Genomic DNA, 18,771 nt, shown 5'->3' with positions numbered 1-18,771 from the left:
CTCTGTCCGGAGGTACGTACGTGGGGGCGGGGACGGGTCAGCTGGTGCGGCCCTTGGCGTCGAACCGCTTCATGCGGTCCAGCACCGAGTCGGCCGTCGGCCCGTACACCTCGTCGACGATGCGTCCGTCCGCGAGGAAGACCACCCGGTCCGCGTAGGCCGCGGCCACCGGGTCGTGGGTCACCATCACGACCGTCTGACCGAGCTCGCGCACCGAGTTGCGCAGGAAGCCCAGCACCTCGGCGCCCGAGCGGGAGTCGAGGTTTCCGGTCGGCTCGTCACCGAAGATGATCTCGGGCCGGGAGGCCAGCGCCCGGGCCACGGCCACGCGCTGCTGCTGACCGCCGGAGAGCTGGGAGGGCCGGTGACCGAGCCGGCCGGAGAGGCCGACCATCTGGATCACGGAGTCCAGCCACTGCTTGTCCGGCTTGCGGCCCGCGATGTCCATCGGAAGGGTGATGTTCTCCAGGGCGGTGAGCGTCGGCAGCAGGTTGAACGCCTGGAAGATGAAGCCGATCTTGTCGCGGCGCAGCTTGGTCAGCTGCTTGTCCTTCAGGGAACCCAGTTCGGTGTCGCCGATGCGCACCGAGCCGGAGGAGAAGGTGTCCAGCCCGGCGACGCAGTGCATCAGCGTGGACTTGCCGGAGCCGGAGGGGCCCATGATCGCGGTGAACTCGGCCTGCCGGAAGTCGACGGAGACCCGGTCCAGGGCGACCACCTGGGTCTCACCCTGGCCGTAGATCTTGGACAGCTCCGTGGCGCGCGCGGCCACGGTGGTGGACCGGTCGGCGATGGGTGCGGTGGTCACGGGAAGGGCGCTCCTGTCGGTACGGCGTGTGTTCGGGGACGTTCTCCATCCTTCCGGCCGCGGGGCGCCGTGTAGTCAGCCGCTGTTCCGGTTCCGGGGGGCGACTTCGGTCGGACGGCGAGGGCGCGTGTACTACCTGAGGATGACGGTCGACCCTGACCCGCCGGGTGCCACGGCCGGGCGCCGCGACGGGACGCCGTAACAGGGCGGGCGCCCTTGAAGGGACGGTGAAATTCCGTCATTCCGCATGCGGGGCCGGGCGCCACGGGCAAGGCTGTTGGCAAGTGAGGATGGGTCGGCCCCGGAGCTGATGCTCCCTCAGGCGCCAATAAAATAAGACAACATCGGTCCGCCCGCCCCCTGCGCGAGGGGTGCGCCCCGATAGGCTCAAGGCACTCGACGCGGAGCCCATGGCCTGCCCGGATGGTGGAATGCAGACACGGCGAGCTTAAACCTCGCTGCCCCTTCGCGGGCGTGCCGGTTCAAGTCCGGCTCCGGGCACTCTCCCGCAACGAGCGCAGACCGGCGTTTGACCTCAAGCAAACTTGAGTTTCTAGGTTCCTCTCCAGACGGCCACCGAGGCCGTCATCAGGTCGTCACGAAACGAGGAACCCTCATGTCCGCCATGCCTTCCGTGTCCCGTGTCCCGCTGAAGATCGGTGTGATCGTCGGGAGTGTGCGCCCCGGCCGGTTCGCCGACACCGTCGCGCGGTGGTTCGTCTCCGAGGCGGGCCGGCGCGACGACATGGACGTACACGTCATCGACCTGTCCGAGCCCGCGCTCGCGGCGGAGCTGAAGCTCTCCCTCGGCGATGACGGGGCGCCGTCCGGCACTCCGGGCCTCGCCGAGCGCGTCGGCGGGCTCGACGGCTTCGTGGTCGTCACCCCCGAGTACAACCACGGCTACCCGGCCTCCCTGAAGCTGGCGATCGACCACGTCCACGCCGAGTGGCGCGCCAAGCCGGTCGGCTTCGTCTCCTACGGCGGCATGGCCGGCGGCGCGCGGGCGGTGGAGCAGCTGCGGCAGGTCTTCGCCGAGCTGCACACGGTCACCCTGCGCGACACCGTCGCGTTCCCCATGGCCTGGGAGAAGTTCGACGAGGACGGCCGCCCGTTCGACGAGGGCGGTCCCGCCAAGGCCGCCGCCGTCCTGCTGGACCAGCTCGACTGGTGGGGCCGGACCCTCCGCGAGGGCCGGGCCGCCCGCCCGTACGGAGGCTGACCGGCACTCCCGCGACGGTCCGCGGCGATTCGCCGCGGACCGTTGACAGCGGCGCCGCGCGGCCGGAGACTCAGCCCAGCGCTCAGTGAAGGAATCTTCACCAGGCGAACAACTTGGCGGCGACGCCGCACGACCCATGGAAGGGACGACCGATGCGCACCACCGTCGGGATCATCGGGGCCGGCCCCGCCGGACTCCTCCTCGCCCGCCTGCTGCACAACGCGGGGATCGACTCGGTCGTCCTGGAGAGCCGCGACCGTGCCTACGTCGAGCGGCGGCAGCGCGCCGGAATCCTGGAGCAGGGCACCGTGGACGTCCTGCGCGCGGCCGGGGCGGGGGAGCGGATGGACCGCGAGGGGCTGCGCCACGACGGCATAGAGCTGCGGTTCGACCGGCGCCGCCACCGCGTCGACTTCCCCGCGCTCACCGGCGGCAAGTCCGTCATGGTCTACGCCCAGACCGAGGTGTGCAAGGACCTCATCGCCCTCCAGCTCAAGGAGGGCGGCCCGCTGCTCTTCGAGGCCGAGGCGCTGGCCGTGGAGGGAGCCGAGACCGACCGCCCGCGCGTCCGCTTCCGGCACGAGGGCGTCGAAGACGTCCTGGAGTGCGACTACGTCGTCGGCTGCGACGGTTTCTGGGGCGTGGCGCGCAAGGCGGTCCCGGCCGGACTGAGCCGCACCTTCGAACGGACGTACCCCTTCGGCTGGCTCGGCATCCTCGCCGACGTAGCCCCCTCGCACGACGAGCTGGTCTACGCCCGCCACGACCGCGGCTTCGCGCTGCTGTCCATGCGCTCCCCGTCCGTCTCCCGCCTCTACCTCCAGGTCCCCGCCGGCACGGACGCCGACAGCTGGAGCGACGACGAGATCTGGGCGGAGCTGGAGCGCCGCTTCGAGACCGACGACGACTGGACCCTCCGGCGCGGCCCGATCACCCAGAAGTCGGTCACCCCCATGCGCTCCTACGTCCACGAGCCCATGCGGCACGGCCGCGTGTTCCTGGCCGGCGACGCCGCGCACATCGTGCCGCCCACCGGCGCCAAGGGCCTCAACCTCGCCGTCGGGGACGTCGTCACCCTCGCCCGCGCGCTGTCCCGCCGCACGGAGACCGGCTCCGACGACCTCCTCGACGCCTACTCCGCGACCTGCCTGCGCCGCGTCTGGCAGGCCGAGCGGTTCTCGTACGACATGACGACGCTCCTGCACCGCGCCCCCGACGCCACCCCCTTCGAGGACCGGCTCCAGGTGGCCCGCCTGGACCGGATCGCGTCCTCCCGCGCCGCGGAGACCGACCTGGCCGAGGCCTACACCGGATTCCCGATCGGGTGAGCGGCGCGGGGCCGCGCCCACGACCCCGGCCGTGAGGGGAATCACGGATCCGCGTAGCGTGTTGACCCGCAGGAGCAGGGAAAGATCCTCCCCAGGCAGTAGGGTCATTCCTTTGCCGTTCCATTACTCTTGAGCCAAGGCTGCGCAGTGTGGCCATGGAGGAGTGAAATGAGGAGCAGAAACCCGGTCTTCTCGCGACGGGGGTTCAGCCGCGACAACGGCTACGCGGGCTTCAACACCGCGCCGCAGGCCGGGGGTCCCGCTGTCGCCACCCAGGGCAACCCGTATGCCCAGCCCGCGGGGGCCAACCCGTACGCGCAGAACCCGTACGCGACGAACCCGTACGCCCAGCAGGACGTGCAGCACGGTGCGCCGCCGCAGGCGCCGGCCGGCGCCGGCCGGATGACGATGGACGACGTCGTCATCCGCACGGCGAGCACGCTCGGCACGCTCATCGTGACGGCCGCGCTCGCGTGGGCGCTGCTGCCCGTGGACGACGCCAACATCGGCCGGTCCTACGGCATCGGCATCGGTGCCGCGCTGATCGGCATGGTCCTGGCGCTCGTCCAGTCCTTCAAGCGCAAGGCGTCGCCCGCGCTGATCCTGTCGTACGCGGCGTTCGAGGGTGTCTTCCTCGGCGTCGTCTCCAGCGTCGTCGACAACCGCATCGCCGACGGCGCGGCCATGCAGGCCGTGATCGGCACGATGGCGGTCTTCGCCGGTGTGCTGATCGCGTACAAGGCCGGCTGGATCCGCGTCAACCGCCGCTTCTACGGCTTCGTCATGGCGGCCGCGCTCGGCTTCGTCTTCCTGATGATGGTGAACCTGCTGTTCGCCGTCTTCGGCGGCGGTGACGGCCTCGGCTTCCGCAGCGGCACGCTCGGCGTCGTCTTCGGCATCGTCGGCATCATCCTCGGCGCCTGCTTCCTCGCCATGGACTTCAAGCAGGTCGAGGACGGCCTGGCCTACGGCGCCCCGCGCGAGGAGGCCTGGCTCGCCGCCTTCGGCCTCACCCTGACGCTGGTCTGGCTGTACCTGGAGTTCCTGCGGCTGATCGCGATCCTGAACAGCAACGACTAGCGACGGTCCGCGACGGCGGACGCCGGTCGACAGTGAAGGGCCCCGGGCTTGCCGCCCGGGGCCCTTCGTCGTCGTGATGTGGCGTCGTGTTGTGGTGGCGCGCGCTCAGCGGAGCCTGCGCGCGGCCCTTCTCAGGTCGTACTCGTGGATGATCGCCTTCGCGTGGCCGTACGCGAGGTTGTGTTCGTGGCGGAGCCAGCTGACCTTCTCCTCGAAACGGAAGAGGGCGGGGCCGTCGTCGACGGCGCGCAGCCAGTCGGAGATCTCACGACCGGTGCAGTGCGGGATGCGGGCGAGCATGTTGCGATGGGTCTCCTCGGAGAAGACTTGGGACATCGGCGCCTCCGGGCGGAAATGGGATGTAAGCCGGTCCTTCAGGTCACCGTGCCTGAGCGTTCGCCCGTTGGCAACAGTCCCGGAGGGGCGCGTACGCTCGCGCCGTGGTTGATACGACGCCTATGACCCGTGCCGTGGACGACTTCGCCGACCGGTTGCGGGCCGCCCCGCAGAGCAGGCTGCAACGCGGGGCCGCCGCCGAGGCGCTGGAGCTGGCCAGGGAGTTGGCCCGGCGCGCCCAGCTGCTGGAGGAGCCGGGGACGGAGCCCCGGGAGATGCCGGACGCGGGGATGTTCGCCGCCGCCGACCAGATCGCCGTCGCCGCACACGACTTGGCCCTCGTGCTGAGCGACGAGGGCCAGGTGGAAGAGGCGGTGCGGCTGGTGGAGGAGGCCCGCAAGCGGGCCGGGGTCTGACGGCCCCGGGGCGGGCCCACGTGGTGGTGCGGGGTGCTAGAGGGACGCGATGACCCGGTCCGCCAGGATGTACACGTTCTCCTCGCCGCACGCGAAGGTCAGCGTGTAGGCGCCGGAGATCCCCGAGCCGCCCAGCAGGTACGGCGTCTTGCCCGCGCCCAGCGCGGCGGCCAGGCGCTCCGCGGTCTCCCGGTGCCCCGGCGTCATGCAGAGCGTGGTCCCGTCGGCGAAGACGTACACGTCCAGCGTGCCCAGCGGGCCCGGGCGGACGTCGGCCAGCGCCACGCTCGACTCGGCCAGCTCCTCGAGGGTGGCGACGGTGCGCTCGTGGTCGCCCACGGCCGGTGACGGGTTCGGCACGAAGTCCGGGTGCGAGGGGTGCCGGCGGCGGGCGGCGGCCAGCTCGGCGGACTCCCGCGGGCCCGCGTCCTGCGCGGTCGCCTCGTCGGTGTCCGCGCCCGGCTCGGCCACGGGCTCCATGCCCGCGAAGTCGGCCTGCCGGGGCAGGAACAGCTCACTGTCGGCCAGGCCGAGCAGCAGCGGCGCGTCGGAGGCGTCCCGGGACTCCTGGGCGGCCCAGAAGGCCCGTGCCTCGGCGAGCTCCCGCTCCCGCTCCTCGGCCAGCGCCTGAGCGACGGCGGCGCGTATCTCCTCCGCGTCGGCGGTGGAGCGGGCGGCGGGCACCCGGCCCCGCGTGGCGGCGGCGCGGCTCTCGGCCAGCTCGGTGCGCAGAGCCGCCACCTGCCTGCGCAGCACCAGGATGCTGCGCAGGACGGCGACGCCCACGGCGCCGGTGGCGGCCGTGGTGAGCAGCAGGGCGATCGGCATGGCGCTCACTGACGTACTCCCGGTTCAAAGTCGACCCCCGACTTCCTACATCAGCTTGAAGGGAGGACTAACCGTCTGTCAGTGCGTAACGTCACGAAACGGACAGGACTTTGGGCCCGGAAGGTAGGGGTGTTGCTGGTCTGACCTGCGTAAATCAGGGGTGCAGGAGAGGTAGGTCACATCCTGGGGGAGTTTGGGTCACAAAACGACCCGGAACTCCGGGGCGTCCGGGTTCCGGGCCGTCGTGTCACGCTGGGTCCCCCGGGTGCTACTGACGGTGCCTCAGCGGTGCGGCGGACGGGTCAGCTCAGACGCTCGATGACCATGGCCATGCCCTGGCCGCCGCCGACGCACATGGTCTCCAGGCCGAACTGCTTGTCGTGCGTCTGGAGCGAGTTGATCAGCGTGCCGGTGATCCGGGCGCCGGTCATGCCGAAGGGGTGGCCGACGGCGATGGCGCCGCCGTTGACGTTCAGCTTCTCCAGCGGGATGCCGAGGTCGCGGTAGGAGGGGATGACCTGCGCGGCGAACGCCTCGTTGATCTCGACCAGGTCGATGTCGCCGACGGTCAGCCCGGCGCGGGACAGCGCCTGCTTGCTCGCCTCGACCGGGCCCAGGCCCATGATCTCGGGCGAGAGGCCCGAGACACCGGTGGACACGATGCGGGCGAGAGGGGTCAGGCCCAGCTCGCGGGCCTTGGTGTCGCTCATGATCACGAGGGCGGCGGCACCGTCGTTGAGCGGGCAGCAGTTGCCGGCGGTGACCAGGCCGTCGGGGCGGAAGACGGGCTTGAGGCCCTGCACTCCTTCCAGGGTGACGCCGGCGCGCGGGCCGTCGTCCTTGGAGACGATCGTGCCGTCGGGCAGCGTGACCGGGGTGATCTCGCGCTCCCAGAAGCCGTTCTTGATGGCTTCCTCGGCGAGGTTCTGCGAGCGGACGCCGAACTCGTCCATGTCCTGCCGCGTGATCCCCTTGGCGCGCGCCAGGTTCTCGGCGGTCTGGCCCATCGCGATGTACGGGTCGGGGACCAGGCCGTCCTCGCGCGGGTCGTGCCAGGTGGTGCCCTCCTGCTGGGCGACCTCGGCGGTGCGGGCCTCCGCCTCGGCGAACAGCGGGTTGTGCGTGTCGGGCAGGCTGTCGGAGTTGCCCTTGGCGAACCGGGAGACCATCTCGACGCCGGCCGAGATGAAGACGTCGCCCTCACCGGCCTTGATCGCGTGCAGGGCCATGCGGGAGGTCTGCAGGGACGAGGAGCAGTACCGGGTGACGGTGCAGCCGGGCAGGTGGTCCATGCCCATCTCGACGGCGACGATCCGGCCGAGGTTGTTGCCCTGCTCGCCGCCGGGCAGACCGCAGCCCAGCATCAGGTCGTCGATGTCCCGGGGGTCCAGCTCGGGGACCTTGGCGAGCGCGGCCTGGATGATCGTGGCGGCGAGGTCGTCGGGCCGCAGGTCCTTGAGGGAGCCCTTGAAGGCGCGGCCGATGGGGGAGCGGGCGGCAGAGACGATCACGGCTTCGGGCATCACGGCTCCAGTGGCGTCGCGGGAGTGAGGCGGCTGGTTGGGAAGTTACCTGGCCGTATGGCCTGGGTCACGGGTGCGGCGGTGTGACATGGGCCGCAACTTTCTAAGCGCTTGCTTGGCATCCACTCGGGGGAGGCACCCCGCAGCGCCGGGCAGCGCCACGTCCCTACCTCGGCTGAGCCGACGGCGCCGGCTCGGCCTCCGAAACCCTGCGGCGCCTCCGGCGCTTCAGCAGTGCCCATGGCCCCCGCGGCCCCGACGGCATCGCGGCCGCGACCTCCGTGCCGGCCTCCGACGCCGCCTCCGCCGCCGCCCGTGCCACCGGCAGGAACCCCTCGCGGCGCAGTGCGTCGGGGCGCTCCTCCTCGGCCGGCCACAGGCCGAGCGCGGCGCACACCGACGGCAGTACGGCCATCGCGGCGGTCGCGTACCCCTCGGCGGAGGGGTGGTAGTTGTCCGGCCCGAACAGCTCCCGCGGGTTCTCCGCGAACTCCGGACCCAGCAGGTCGCCCAGCGACACCGTGCGCCCGCCCTGCTCCACGACCCCGATCGTCTGCGCGGCGGCCAGCTGCCGCGAGGCCCGCCGGGCCAGCCAGCGCAGCGGCTGCCGCACCCGCTCGATGGTGCCCAGGTCGGGGCAGGTGCCGACCACGACCTCCGCACCGGCCGTGCGCAGCCGCCGTACCGCGCCCGACAGGTGACGGACCGAGCGAGTGGCCGGCATCCGGTGGGTGACGTCGTTCGCACCGACCATGATCACGCAGATGTCGGGGACCGTGCCCGGGTCGGCGAGCACCAGGGCCACCTGCCGGTCCAGGTCGTCCGAGCAGGCCCCCGGCAGCGCGACCGAGCCCAGCTCCACCGGCCGCTCCGCCACCGCCGCAAGCCCCGAGGCGAGCAGCGCGCCCGGGGTCTGCCCGGCCCGGCGCACACCCTGGCCCGCGGCCGTGGAGTCGCCCAGCATCATCAGCCGCAGGGGCGGCTCACCGGCCGTCGGCAGGCCGCCGCCGTACAGTCCCCGCGCGTTCGGCACCCGGTCGGGACCTCCGATGCCCACCCGGCGCCTGGCCAGCTGCACCTCCGCCAGCAGCAGACCGGCCGCGGCCGCACCGGCCAGCCCGATGCCGCCGCCGCCGTACGCCGCGCCGGCCGCGATCCGCCGGGCCACCCGCGCCCTCGACATGCTCGTCATACGTCGCCGCCACCTCCTCCAACCCGTACACCCACTCCTTGCCCCGTACGGACGGTCGCCCAATCTCAACGGGGAGTGAACGGGGGAGTGGGCGGCCTTCACGGGGCACGGGCGGGCCGCCAGGCCATAGGCTGGCCGGACCGATAGACGACCACATCCTTTGCAGCATCCGGAGACCACGGTGCAATTCCACGACTCGATGATCAGCCTCGTCGGCAACACCCCGCTGGTGCGGCTCAACAGCGTGACCAAGGGCATCAGGGCCACCGTCCTGGCCAAGGTGGAGTACTTCAACCCCGGCGGCTCGGTGAAGGACCGCATCGCCCTGCGCATGATCGAGGCCGCGGAGAAGAGCGGCGCGCTGAAGCCCGGCGGCACGATCGTCGAGCCGACCAGCGGCAACACGGGCGTCGGCCTGGCGATCGTGGCCCAGCAGAAGGGCTACAAGTGCATCTTCGTCTGCCCCGACAAGGTGTCCACCGACAAGATCAATGTGCTGCGCGCGTACGGCGCCGAGGTCGTCGTCTGCCCCACGGCGGTCGACCCCGAGCACCCGGACTCCTACTACAACGTCTCCGACCGCCTGGTCCGCGAGACGCCGGGCGCCTGGAAGCCGGACCAGTACTCCAACCCGAACAACCCGCTCTCCCACTACCACTCGACCGGTCCCGAGCTGTGGGAGCAGACGGCGGGGAAGATCACCCACTTCGTCGCCGGCGTCGGCACCGGCGGCACCATCTCCGGCACCGGGCGGTACCTGAAGGAGGCCAGTGACGGCGCGGTGAAGGTGATCGGTGCCGACCCCGAGGGGTCCGTCTACTCCGGCGGCTCCGGACGTCCGTACCTCGTCGAGGGCGTCGGCGAGGACTTCTGGCCGACGGCGTACGACCGCGAGGTCGCCGACGAGATCGTCGCCGTCTCCGACAAGGACTCCTTCCAGATGACCCGCCGCCTCGCCAAGGAGGAGGGTCTGCTGGTGGGCGGCTCCTGCGGCATGGCGGTCGTGGCGGCGCTGGAGGTGGCGTCGCGGCTCGGTGAGGACGACGTGGTCGTCGTACTCCTCCCGGACAGCGGGCGCGGTTACCTCAGCAAGATCTTCAACGACGAGTGGATGGCCGACTACGGCTTCCTGGAGGACGCCGGCCCGAGCGCCCGAGTCGCCGACGTCCTGAACCACAAGGAGGGCGGCCACATCCCCTCCCTCGTCCACATGCACCCGGACGAGACCGTCGGCGAGGCCATCGAGGTGCTGCGCGAGTACGGCGTCTCGCAGATGCCGATCGTCAAGCCCGGCGCCGGTCACCCGGACGTGATGGCCGCCGAGGTCGTCGGCTCGGTGGTGGAACGCGAGCTGCTGGACGCCCTGTTCGCCAAGCGGGCCTCGCTGGAGGACCCGCTGGAGAAGCACGTGTCCTCCCCGCTGCCGCAGGTCGGCTCCGGCGAGCCCGTCGCCGACCTGATGTCGGTGCTCGGCGCGGCCGACGCGGCGATCGTCCTCGTCGAGGGCAAGCCGACCGGTGTGGTGAGCCGTCAGGACCTGCTGTCCTTCCTGGCCAAGGGCAAGTAGCCAAGAGCGGGTACGGACTTCGCCTTCGCGGAAGTGGTACGTGCGCGTCATGTGCGCGCAGCAGTCGCTTAACACGGGGACGGCAGAGTGAGGGGTGTCGGCAGGAACGGGCGGGGGTACCTCCCAGGCGTCAAGCACTGGGGGAGGCTCCCCGGTCCCGCCGGCGTCGTACGGCGTCACGGACTTTCCGGAGCGGCTCCCGGACCTCCAAGGACGCCACGGACGCGCCGCCGCCCGGCCGTGAGGCCCGGCACCGCGCGCGTCCACCGCGGGGACCGCCGTCGTCCCGCCCCCCAGCGATGGGGGTGCGGCGGTCCCCGCGCATTCTTTCCTCAGAGGCCGGTGGCCTTCACTCGTCCCAGCTGTCGCCCTTCGCGGCGCGCCGGCGGCCCGAGAACAGGCCCGGGTTGGTCCGCGCCACCTGGACGACGTTGACCCCGACGATGCCCGCCCAGGCGACCAGCAGCCCCGGGAGGTCGGCGACGCCGCCGCCGATCGCCGACAGCGGGACCGCGAGCACCAGCGAGACGATGCCGAAGCCGAAGCGCTCCCCGAAGGAGTCCGTCGGCCTCGGCGACCGGCTGTCCCGGGCCGCCTCCATCTGCCGCTCGGCCATCTGCCGCCGCACCCGGCGTTCGACCGCCCCGTCGATGCGCTGGTCGACCTTCTCCAGGAACGAGTCGACCAGCGCGGACTCGTACTCCTCCCCGAGCTCCCTGCGGGTCTGCAGGGTGGCGTCGAGTTCCTTCTTGAGGTCGGTGTCCCGCCCGTCCATTCCGGTCATGACACCCAAGGTAGGCAGCCGGGGCGCGGTCGGCACTGGGGTTAGCCCCCGTCTGTGGCGGGGGCGGACGGGAAGGGCGCCGCACGTCGTGCCGGCCGCCGCCCCGCTGTATAACGGTATGCAGGAATCGAGGTACCTGAATAGGGCGAAATAGGGCGAGGGGGAGCACCTCATGAGCGGGACCAGCGGCACCGGGGGCGGCGGCACCGACAGTCCGGCCGTGCGGCTGCAGGCGCTGTTCGAGGGGCACCGGCTGACGCCGACCCAGCGGCGCATCGCGCACAGCATGGTGCGCCGCGCCTCCGAAGTGCCCTTCCTGTCCAGCGTGGAGCTGGCCGAGCTGGCCGGGGTCAGCCAGCCGTCCGTGACCCGCTTCGCCGTCGCCCTCGGCTTCGACGGCTATCCGGCGCTCCGCCGCCACCTGCGCGAGGTGGCCCCCGCCGAACCGGTGGCGGACACCGGCTCCTGCAACGAGTACCAGCAGGCCGTCGAGGCCGAGATCGAGAACCTGCGCCACCTGGCGGAGGCGCTGGCCGACCCCGCGCCGGTGCGGGAGGCGGGCCGCGCCCTCGCCGCGAGCCGGCCCCTGCCGGTGCTGGGGCTGCGGGCGGCGGCGGCCCAGGCGCACGGCTTCGCCTACTTCGCCGCCAAGGTCCACGCGGACGTCCGGCTGCTGGACGAGGGCGGCACCATGCTCCACGACCGGATCGACGCCGCCGTCCGGGCGGGGGCGAGCGCCCTGCTCTGCTTCGCCCTGCCCCGCCATCCGCGCGAGGTCGTCGACGCGCTCGCCCACGCCAAGGGGGCGGGGCTGACGGTGGTGACCGTCGCCGACTCGGCCTTCGCGCCGGTCGCCAAGGTGTCCGACCTGCTGCTGCCCGCCGCCGTCGGCACCGGCCTCGCCTTCGACACCGCCTGCGCGCCGATGCTGCTGGGCCGGGTGCTGCTGGAGGCCATGTGCGACGACCTGCCGGACGCCCAGGCCCGGCTGGAGGAGTTCGACGCGAAGGCGGCGGCGCGGGGGCTCTTCGTCGACTGAGTCGCGTGGGGCGGCCCGGGCCGCCCAGGTGCCGCGTTCTCAGATTCGTCTCAGCTTTCCCCGTTAACCTGCCTCGCCGCACACCCTGCAGACGCATCGCAGGCAGCACAGAGGGACAGGAGGCCGGACGTGGCGCGCGGAGGACAGGGGCTGGCTCGGGTCGCCGTCGTCGTACGGGCGGGGGCGGCGCCACTGTGGTGGCTGGGCGTGTTCGCGGCGGGCATCGGGTTGCTGGTGCCGGGACTGACCGGGCGCCGGATCGGGGTCCTCGCCGGAGCCGCCCTGTTCGTCGTCGCGGTGGCCGTCGTCGCCACCGTACGCCGCAAGCGGTACACCGCCCTGGCCGGCTCGGCCGCCCGCGCGGGCAAGCACGACGTGCTCCAGGACCGCGCGGTGACCCTGCGCAACTGGCGCCGGGGCCACCGCTGGTGGCTGCTCCTCGCCTTCCTCGCCGCCCTGGGCAGCGACTTCGCCGTACCGGCCGCCGCCGGGCTGCTGATGGCCGGCTGCGGCGTGGGACTGTGGCTGAGGTCCGCCTGGGTCGGCCGCCGCGAACAGGCCGGGGACGCCCTGCTGTGGGTCCGCGTCGACTGGCTCTCCCGGGGCGGCGGCCGCCCGGCGGGCAAGGCGGTCAGGGCCTACCGCAGCACGGGCCTCGCGGCCGGCGACGCGGAGCCCGGCGGGGCGCGGCGGAAGGCAGCGGCGCCGGTGTGACGCCGGGTGCCGGTGCGGCGCCGGGTGCCGGCGCGGCGCTGGTGGCGGTGCGCCTACCGGTGTCGTGCGGTACGGGCGCGGGCGCGGGTGCGGTGCGTTGTGGCTGGTCGCGCAGTTCCCCGCGCCCCTGGGGCGTCACCTCAGCCGTGTCGTGAGCGCGTTCGCGTGTGCGCCGCCCGCCTCCGACACGATCTCCGCCACCGACTGGGGCTCCCGCACGGTCGCGAAGGCGACACCCCCGGAACCGTCCGTCCTGAAGCCGTACACCCCGGGACGCGCCAGCGAGTTGTACGCGTAGTGGTGCGCGAAGTAGTACGCCCCCGTGTCCAGCGCCGCCGCGTAGTCCCCCTGCTCCAGCAACGGCAGCGCACGCCCCGCCGCCAGCAGGTCGCCCGCGAAGCACGCCGGGCCCGCCACGTCCTGCACCACGTCCGGCCCCGCCTTCGGTAGCCCCTTGCCGTCGTACGCGGCGATCCGCAGCGGCCATGCACCCGGCGCGTACACCGTCCGCGTGGCGACCTGCACGCCCGCGTGCGTCACCGCGACCGGCCGGCCCCCGGCGCTCTTGGCGTATTCGACGCGCGCCACCACCGTGCCGTGCTTGGCCAGCAGTGACCGCCCGAACTCGGTGACCAGCCCGTACCGCCCGTCGAGCAGCCCCGGCACCGTCTCGCGCAGCACGCGCGCGTACGCGGCGTACGACGGGGTCGTCTCGTCCGACGCGAAGTTCACCGGCAGCCCGCCGCCGATGTCCAGCGTGTCGACCTGCCGGCGGCCGGCCCGCTCGTTGATCTCCTCGGCGAGCGCGTACGTCTCCGCCACGCCCTCGGCCATCAACGCCAGCGGGATGCCCTGGGAACCGGTGTGCGCGTGCAGCCGGGTCAGCCACGGCCGGTCCAGGCAGGCCCGCACCACCCACTCGCGGGCGCCCTCGTCGCGCAGCGCCACCCCGAACTTCGAGGTCGCCGTCGCCGTCGACAGCGCCTCGATGGAACCCCCGCCGACCTGCGGATTGACCCGGATGCCGAGCGGGGAGCGGCTCGTCCCGTCGGCCATCAGGGCGTCGATGCGCGCCAGCTCCTGCGGGTTGTCCGCGTTGACCGCGATGCCCAGCGCCAGCGCTTCCCGCAGCTCGCCCGGCGTCTTGGCGGGCGAGTCCAGCACCGTCCGCTCCGGCGGCACCCCCGCCGCCCGGGCCAGGGCCAGCTCGCCCGGGCTCGCGACCTCCGCGCCGATGCCCTCCTCGTGCAGCAGCCGCACCACCGGGACCAGCGGGGTCGCCTTCACCGCGAAGGCGTGCAGCACCGGGGTCCCGGGTGCCGTCACCGCGTCGAACGCCGCCCGCAGTGCCGCCGCCGACTCGCGGATGCCCGCGACGTCCAGCAGTCCGACGATCGGGGCGTCGGGCCCCAGCAGCCCCTGCTCCACGGCCGCCCGCACCGCCTCGTCCCGTCGCGCCGCCCGCTCCGCGTCGGTGCCGCCCAGGTCTCCGCCCACGTCCGTGCCGTCGCTCACGCGATCCTCCGTTCCTTCGTGTGCCTGCTGACCGGTCCGCACCGCCAGCCAAACATCCGCGACGCGCCAGCGTCGGGACACGGACGTATTGACTAGTTCTATTCACGCAGCGAGTATGTGAATATCCGCAGTAACAATCCGCCGGGAGCAAGCCACCAGGAGGCAGATCATGTCCGGACCCCGCCCTGTCCGCGCGCCACGCGGCATCACGCCGAGCGCCCTGGGCTGGCAGCAGGAGGCCGCCCTTCGGATGCTCCAGAACAACCTGGACCCGGAGGTCGCCGAGCACCCGGACAAGCTCGTCGTCTACGGCGGGACGGGGAAGGCCGCCCGCGACTGGCGCTCCTTCGACGCCATGGTGCGGACGCTGCAGACCCTCAGGCAGGACGAGACGATGCTCGTCCAGTCCGGCCGCCCGGTCGGCGTCATGCAGACCCACGAGTGGGCCCCGCGCGTCCTCATCGCCAACTCCAACCTCGTCGGCGACTGGGCCAACTGGGAGGAGTTCCGCCGCCTGGAGGCCCTCGGCCTGACCATGTACGGGCAGATGACGGCCGGCTCCTGGATCTACATCGGCACCCAGGGCATCCTCCAGGGCACCTACGAGACCTTCGCCGCCGTCGCCGCCAAGAAGTTCGGCGGCACGCTGGCCGGCACCATCACCCTCACCGCCGGACTCGGCGGCATGGGCGGCGCCCAGCCCCTCGCCGTGACGATGAACGACGGCGTCGCGATCTGCATCGACTGCGACCCGCGCGCCATCGACCGCCGCATCGAGCACCGCTACCTCGACGTGAAGGCCGACTCCCTCGACCACGCCCTCCAGCTGGCCACCGAGGCCCGTGATCAGCGCAAGCCGCTGTCCATCGGCGTCCTCGGCAACGCCGCCGAGCTGGTCCCGCAGCTGCTCGCCATGGGCGCCCCCGTCGACATCGTCACCGACCAGACCTCGGCCCACGACCCGCTGGCCTACCTGCCCACCGGGATCGCCTTCGAGGACATGGCCGACGCCGCCGCCAAGGACCCGGCGGGCTTCACCACCCGCGCCCGCGAGTCCATGGCCCGGCACGTCGAGGCCATGGTCGGCTTCCAGGACGCCGGCGCCGAGGTCTTCGACTACGGCAACTCCATCCGCGGCGAGGCCCAGCTCGCCGGATACGACCGTGCCTTCGCCTTCCCGGGCTTCGTACCGGCGTACATCCGCCCGCTCTTCTGCGAGGGAAAGGGTCCCTTCCGCTGGGCCGCCCTGTCCGGCGACCCCGCCGACATCGCCAGGACGGACAAGGCGATCCTCGACCTCTTCCCCGAGAACGAGTCCCTCGCCCGCTGGATCAAGATGGCCGGTGAGCGCGTCCACTTCCAGGGCCTGCCCGCCCGGATCTGCTGGCTCGGCTACGGCGAGCGCGACAAGGCCGGTGAGCGGTTCAACGACATGGTCGCGAGCGGCGAGCTGGCCGCGCCGATCGTCATCGGCCGCGACCACCTCGACTGCGGCTCCGTCGCGTCCCCGTACCGCGAGACCGAGGCGATGCTCGACGGCTCGGACGCCATCGCCGACTGGCCGCTGCTCAACGCCATGGTCAACGTGGCCTCCGGCGCCTCCTGGGTCTCCCTGCACCACGGTGGCGGCGTCGGCATGGGCCGCTCCATCCACGCCGGTCAGGTCACCGTCGCCGACGGCACCGCACTCGCCGGCGAGAAGATCCGCCGCGTCCTCACCAACGACCCCGGCATGGGCGTCATCCGGCACGTCGACGCCGGGTACGACATCGCCGAGTCGGTCGCCGGGGAGCGGGGCGTGCGGGTGCCGATGCGCGAGGGCCACGAGGGTGGGGCCGCGTGAGCTTCCACAGCATGTGGGCGGAGCTGCTGCCGGTCGGCCGCAGCTCCGCCTCCGGCGGCTACCGCCGCTATGCCTGGACCGGGGCCGACGCCGACTGCCGGGACTGGTTCCGGCAGCAGGCCGAGGCGCGCGGACTGACCTGCGAGACCGACCGCAACGGCAACCAGTGGGCCTGGCTCGGCGACCCGGCCGAGGGCGATGCCGTCGTCACCGGCTCCCACCTGGACTCCGTGCCCGACGGCGGCGCCTTCGACGGCCCCCTCGGCGTCGTGTCCGCCTTCGCCGCCCTGGACGAACTGCGCGGGCGCGGAGCGCGGCTCACCAGGCCGCTCGGCATCGTCAACTTCGGCGACGAGGAGGGCGCCCGCTTCGGCCTCGCCTGCGTCGGCTCCCGGCTCACCGCCGGCGCGCTCACCGTCGAACAGGCCCACCGCCTCACCGACGGCGACGGCATCACGCTCCCGCAGGCCATGGAGGCCGCCGGGTACGACCCGGACGCCATCGGCCCCGACCCGGAACGGCTCGCCCGCATCGGCGCCTTCGTCGAGCTGCACGTCGAACAGGGCCGGGCCCTCGACCTGTCCGGCGACCGGGTCGGCATCGCCTCCGCCATCTGGCCGCACGGACGCTGGCGGTTCGACTTCCGGGGTGAGGCCAACCACGCAGGCACCACCCGCCTCGCCGACCGCCGCGACCCCATGCTGTCCTACGCCGAGACCGTCCTCGCCGCCCGCCGCGAGGCCGAACTCGCCGGTGCCGTCGCCACCTTCGGCAAGATCGGCGTCGAACCCAACGGCGTCAACGCCATCCCGTCCCTGGTGCGCGGCTGGCTCGACTCCCGCGCCGCCGACCAGGCGACCCTGGACACCGTCGTCACCGGCATCGAGAAGGCCGCCCGCGAGCACGCCGCCGCCCACGGCGTCGACCTCGGTGTCGAGCGCGAGTCCTTCACCCCCGTCGTCGAGTTCGACCACGCCCTGCGCGACGAACTCGCCCGCATCCTGGGCCGCGACACGGAGCTGAAGGTCCCCGTCCTCGGCACGGGCGCCGGACACGACGCCGGAATCCTCTCCGGACGCATCCCGACCGCCATGCTGTTCGTGCGCAACCCCACCGGCGTCTCGCACTCCCCGGCCGAGTACGCCGCCGAGGACGACTGCGTGGCCGGGGTGAGAGCACTCGCCGACGTACTGGAAGGGCTGGCCTGCACGTGACGACCACCGAGCGGACCCGGACCTACTGGCTGGAGCACGCCTGGCTCGGCACCCACGTCGAGCCGGGCGTCGCCGTGGACGTGAGCGACGACGGCCGCCTCAGCGCCGTCCGCACGGACGTCCCCGCCCCGCCCCCGGGCGCGGAGCCCCTGCGCGGGCTGACCCTGCCGGGACTGGCGAACGCCCACTCGCACGCCTTCCACCGCGCCCTGCGCGGCACCGTCCAGGTCGGCTCCGGGACCTTCTGGACCTGGCGCGAGGTCATGTACTCCGTCGCCGACCGGCTGACCCCCGACACGTACCTCGAACTGGCCCGCGCGGTGTACGCCGAGATGGCCCTGGCCGGCATCACGACCGTCGGCGAGTTCCACTACGTCCACCACGCCCCCGGCGGCACCGCCTACGCCGACCCCAACGCGATGGGGGAGGCCCTGATCCAGGCCGCCGCCGACGCCGGAATCCGCATCACCCTCCTCGACACCTGCTACCTGTCCTCCGGCTTCGGACAGCCCCCGAACCCGCACCAGCGCCGCTTCTCCGACGGGACGGCGGACGCCTGGGCGCAACGCTGTTCAGTTCTCAAGGAACGGGATCACGCACGGATCGGGGCGGCGGTCCACTCGGTGCGGGCCGTGCCCGCCGATCAGCTGGCGACCGTGGTCCGGTGGGCCGAGGAGCGGCGGGCCCCGCTGCACGTGCACCTGTCCGAGCAGACCGCCGAGAACGACGCCTGCCGCGACGCCCACGGGTGCACCCCCACCCGGCTCCTCGCCGACCACGGAGTGCTCGGACCCCGCACCACCGGCGTCCACAACACCCACCTCACCGACGAGGACGTCGCCCTGCTCGGCGGCAGCCGCACCGGCACCTGCATGTGCCCGACCACGGAACGGGACCTCGCCGACGGCATCGGCCCCGCGGCCGCCCTCCAGCGGGCGGGCTCCCCGCTCTCCCTCGGCTCCGACAGCCACGCCGTCGTCGACCTGCTGGAAGAGGCGCGCGCCATGGAGCTGAACGAGCGCCTGCGTACCCGCACCCGCGGCCACTGGACCGCTGCCGCCCTGCTGCGCGCCGCCGGCGCCGACGGCCACGCCGCCCTCGGCTGGGACGACGTCGGCACCATCGAGGCCGGGGCCCGCGCCGACCTCGCCACCATCGCCCTCGACTCGGTCAGAACGGCGGGGCCGCTGCCCAGGCTCGGCGCCGAGACGGCCGTATTCGCGGCGACGGCAGCGGACGTACGGCACACGATCGTGGGCGGACGGCACGTCGTACGCGACGGGGTCCACACCCTCGTACCCGATGTGCCCGAGGCCCTCGCGCGGGCCGTGGCAGCCCTGCGCGCCCAGTAACGAACGCCCG

Annotated in this window: 17 protein-coding genes and 1 tRNA gene; 11 read left to right on the top strand and 7 right to left on the bottom strand. The window is 72.8% G+C overall.

Annotated elements, in window-relative coordinates; genetic code table 11:
- Positions 1-37: 37 nt before the first annotated feature.
- Positions 38-808, bottom strand: coding sequence for an ABC transporter ATP-binding protein (locus tag AMK11_RS20225; protein WP_073729216.1), 771 nt, complete (start codon positions 806-808; stop codon positions 38-40).
- A 417-nt stretch (positions 809-1,225) separates the two neighbouring features.
- On the opposite strand from AMK11_RS20225, the gene AMK11_RS20220 reads away from it, so the two are divergent.
- From AMK11_RS20220 to AMK11_RS20205, 4 genes are all read left to right on the top strand, one after another.
- Positions 1,226-1,309, top strand: a tRNA-Leu gene (locus AMK11_RS20220).
- A gap of 115 nt (positions 1,310-1,424) precedes the next feature.
- Positions 1,425-2,030 carry an NADPH-dependent FMN reductase gene (locus AMK11_RS20215; RefSeq protein ID WP_073729214.1) on the top strand — a complete coding sequence of 202 codons (606 nt, stop codon included), beginning with the start codon at positions 1,425-1,427 and terminating at the stop codon, positions 2,028-2,030.
- Positions 2,031-2,182: 152 nt separating this feature from the next.
- Complete coding sequence (locus tag AMK11_RS20210; RefSeq protein WP_073729212.1) at positions 2,183-3,358, top strand: 4-hydroxybenzoate 3-monooxygenase; 1,176 nt, start codon at positions 2,183-2,185, stop codon at positions 3,356-3,358.
- Positions 3,359-3,526: 168 nt separating this feature from the next.
- Positions 3,527-4,438, top strand: a complete 912-nt coding sequence (locus AMK11_RS20205; RefSeq protein WP_073729210.1) for a Bax inhibitor-1/YccA family protein — start codon at positions 3,527-3,529, stop codon at positions 4,436-4,438.
- Between the two features lie 105 nt (positions 4,439-4,543).
- Here AMK11_RS20205 and AMK11_RS20200 read toward each other — a convergent pair whose 3' ends face one another.
- On the bottom strand, positions 4,544-4,774 hold the full coding sequence (locus tag AMK11_RS20200) for a DUF4287 domain-containing protein (protein ID WP_073729208.1): 231 nt from the start codon (positions 4,772-4,774) through the stop codon (positions 4,544-4,546).
- Between the two features lie 122 nt (positions 4,775-4,896).
- Between AMK11_RS20200 and AMK11_RS20195 the strand changes: the two genes are divergently transcribed.
- Positions 4,897-5,190 (top strand): hypothetical protein, encoded by a 294-nt coding sequence (locus AMK11_RS20195; RefSeq protein ID WP_079187613.1) that lies wholly within the window; start codon positions 4,897-4,899, stop codon positions 5,188-5,190.
- Between the two features lie 36 nt (positions 5,191-5,226).
- Here the strand turns inward: AMK11_RS20195 and AMK11_RS20190 are convergent, their stop codons facing one another.
- The 3 genes from AMK11_RS20190 to AMK11_RS20180 all read right to left on the bottom strand — a co-directional run bounded on the left by AMK11_RS20190 (position 5,227) and on the right by AMK11_RS20180 (position 8,733).
- Positions 5,227-6,027, bottom strand: coding sequence for a hypothetical protein (locus AMK11_RS20190; protein ID WP_073729206.1), 801 nt, complete (start codon positions 6,025-6,027; stop codon positions 5,227-5,229).
- Positions 6,028-6,320: 293 nt separating this feature from the next.
- A complete protein-coding gene (locus AMK11_RS20185) occupies positions 6,321-7,541 on the bottom strand; it encodes an acetyl-CoA C-acetyltransferase (protein ID WP_073729204.1) in 1,221 nt (406 codons plus the stop codon).
- 166 nt (positions 7,542-7,707) lie between these two features.
- Positions 7,708-8,733: an SGNH/GDSL hydrolase family protein gene (locus tag AMK11_RS20180; protein WP_073729202.1), complete on the bottom strand. Its 1,026-nt coding sequence runs from the start codon at positions 8,731-8,733 to the stop codon at positions 7,708-7,710.
- A gap of 181 nt (positions 8,734-8,914) precedes the next feature.
- Between AMK11_RS20180 and AMK11_RS20175 the strand changes: the two genes are divergently transcribed.
- A complete protein-coding gene (locus AMK11_RS20175) occupies positions 8,915-10,300 on the top strand; it encodes a cystathionine beta-synthase (protein WP_073729200.1) in 1,386 nt (461 codons plus the stop codon).
- Between the two features lie 349 nt (positions 10,301-10,649).
- Here AMK11_RS20175 and AMK11_RS20170 read toward each other — a convergent pair whose 3' ends face one another.
- Positions 10,650-11,075 carry a hypothetical protein gene (locus tag AMK11_RS20170; protein ID WP_073729198.1) on the bottom strand — a complete coding sequence of 142 codons (426 nt, stop codon included), beginning with the start codon at positions 11,073-11,075 and terminating at the stop codon, positions 10,650-10,652.
- 181 nt (positions 11,076-11,256) lie between these two features.
- On the opposite strand from AMK11_RS20170, the gene AMK11_RS20165 reads away from it, so the two are divergent.
- On the top strand, positions 11,257-12,123 hold the full coding sequence (locus tag AMK11_RS20165) for a MurR/RpiR family transcriptional regulator (protein WP_073729196.1): 867 nt from the start codon (positions 11,257-11,259) through the stop codon (positions 12,121-12,123).
- Between the two features lie 129 nt (positions 12,124-12,252).
- Positions 12,253-12,837 (top strand): hypothetical protein, encoded by a 585-nt coding sequence (locus tag AMK11_RS20160; RefSeq protein ID WP_073729194.1) that lies wholly within the window; start codon positions 12,253-12,255, stop codon positions 12,835-12,837.
- Between the two features lie 135 nt (positions 12,838-12,972).
- Here AMK11_RS20160 and AMK11_RS20155 read toward each other — a convergent pair whose 3' ends face one another.
- A complete protein-coding gene (locus tag AMK11_RS20155) occupies positions 12,973-14,352 on the bottom strand; it encodes a diaminopimelate decarboxylase (RefSeq protein WP_198941418.1) in 1,380 nt (459 codons plus the stop codon).
- A gap of 169 nt (positions 14,353-14,521) precedes the next feature.
- Here AMK11_RS20155 and hutU point away from each other — a divergent pair, with 169 nt between their 5' ends.
- From hutU to AMK11_RS20140, 3 genes are read left to right on the top strand one after another with little or no spacing between them, the layout of a single operon-like run.
- Positions 14,522-16,195, top strand: coding sequence for a urocanate hydratase (hutU, locus tag AMK11_RS20150; RefSeq protein ID WP_073729192.1), 1,674 nt, complete (start codon positions 14,522-14,524; stop codon positions 16,193-16,195).
- The gene (locus AMK11_RS20145; protein WP_073729190.1) at positions 16,192-17,409 is read left to right on the top strand and encodes an allantoate amidohydrolase; all 1,218 of its coding nucleotides are present in this window, start codon (positions 16,192-16,194) and stop codon (positions 17,407-17,409) included. Before hutU ends, AMK11_RS20145 begins: the two co-directional genes overlap by 4 nt.
- Positions 17,406-18,761 carry a formimidoylglutamate deiminase gene (locus tag AMK11_RS20140; protein WP_073729188.1) on the top strand — a complete coding sequence of 452 codons (1,356 nt, stop codon included), beginning with the start codon at positions 17,406-17,408 and terminating at the stop codon, positions 18,759-18,761. The genes AMK11_RS20145 and AMK11_RS20140 overlap by 4 nt, the downstream gene beginning before the upstream one ends.
- Positions 18,762-18,771: the final 10 nt, after the last annotated feature.

The organism is Streptomyces sp. CB02414 (assembly GCF_001905385.1).
Classification (GTDB): domain Bacteria; phylum Actinomycetota; class Actinomycetes; order Streptomycetales; family Streptomycetaceae; genus Streptomyces.
This window is presented reverse-complemented; position numbering and strand designations above follow the sequence as displayed.

Excerpts from the sequence above, each read along its gene's own strand:
- AMK11_RS20215 (WP_073729214.1), top strand. The coding sequence starts at position 1,425 with ATGTCCGCCATGCCTTCCGTGTCCCGTGTCCCGCTGAAGATCGGTGTG.
- AMK11_RS20210 (WP_073729212.1), top strand. The coding sequence starts at position 2,183 with ATGCGCACCACCGTCGGGATCATCGGGGCCGGCCCCGCCGGACTCCTC.
- AMK11_RS20205 (WP_073729210.1), top strand. The coding sequence starts at position 3,527 with ATGAGGAGCAGAAACCCGGTCTTCTCGCGACGGGGGTTCAGCCGCGAC.
- AMK11_RS20200 (WP_073729208.1), bottom strand. The coding sequence starts at position 4,774 with ATGTCCCAAGTCTTCTCCGAGGAGACCCATCGCAACATGCTCGCCCGC.
- AMK11_RS20195 (WP_079187613.1), top strand. The coding sequence starts at position 4,897 with ATGACCCGTGCCGTGGACGACTTCGCCGACCGGTTGCGGGCCGCCCCG.
- AMK11_RS20185 (WP_073729204.1), bottom strand. The coding sequence starts at position 7,541 with ATGCCCGAAGCCGTGATCGTCTCTGCCGCCCGCTCCCCCATCGGCCGC.
- AMK11_RS20180 (WP_073729202.1), bottom strand. The coding sequence starts at position 8,733 with ATGACGAGCATGTCGAGGGCGCGGGTGGCCCGGCGGATCGCGGCCGGC.
- AMK11_RS20170 (WP_073729198.1), bottom strand. The coding sequence starts at position 11,075 with ATGGACGGGCGGGACACCGACCTCAAGAAGGAACTCGACGCCACCCTG.
- AMK11_RS20165 (WP_073729196.1), top strand. The coding sequence starts at position 11,257 with ATGAGCGGGACCAGCGGCACCGGGGGCGGCGGCACCGACAGTCCGGCC.
- hutU (WP_073729192.1), top strand. The coding sequence starts at position 14,522 with ATGTCCGGACCCCGCCCTGTCCGCGCGCCACGCGGCATCACGCCGAGC.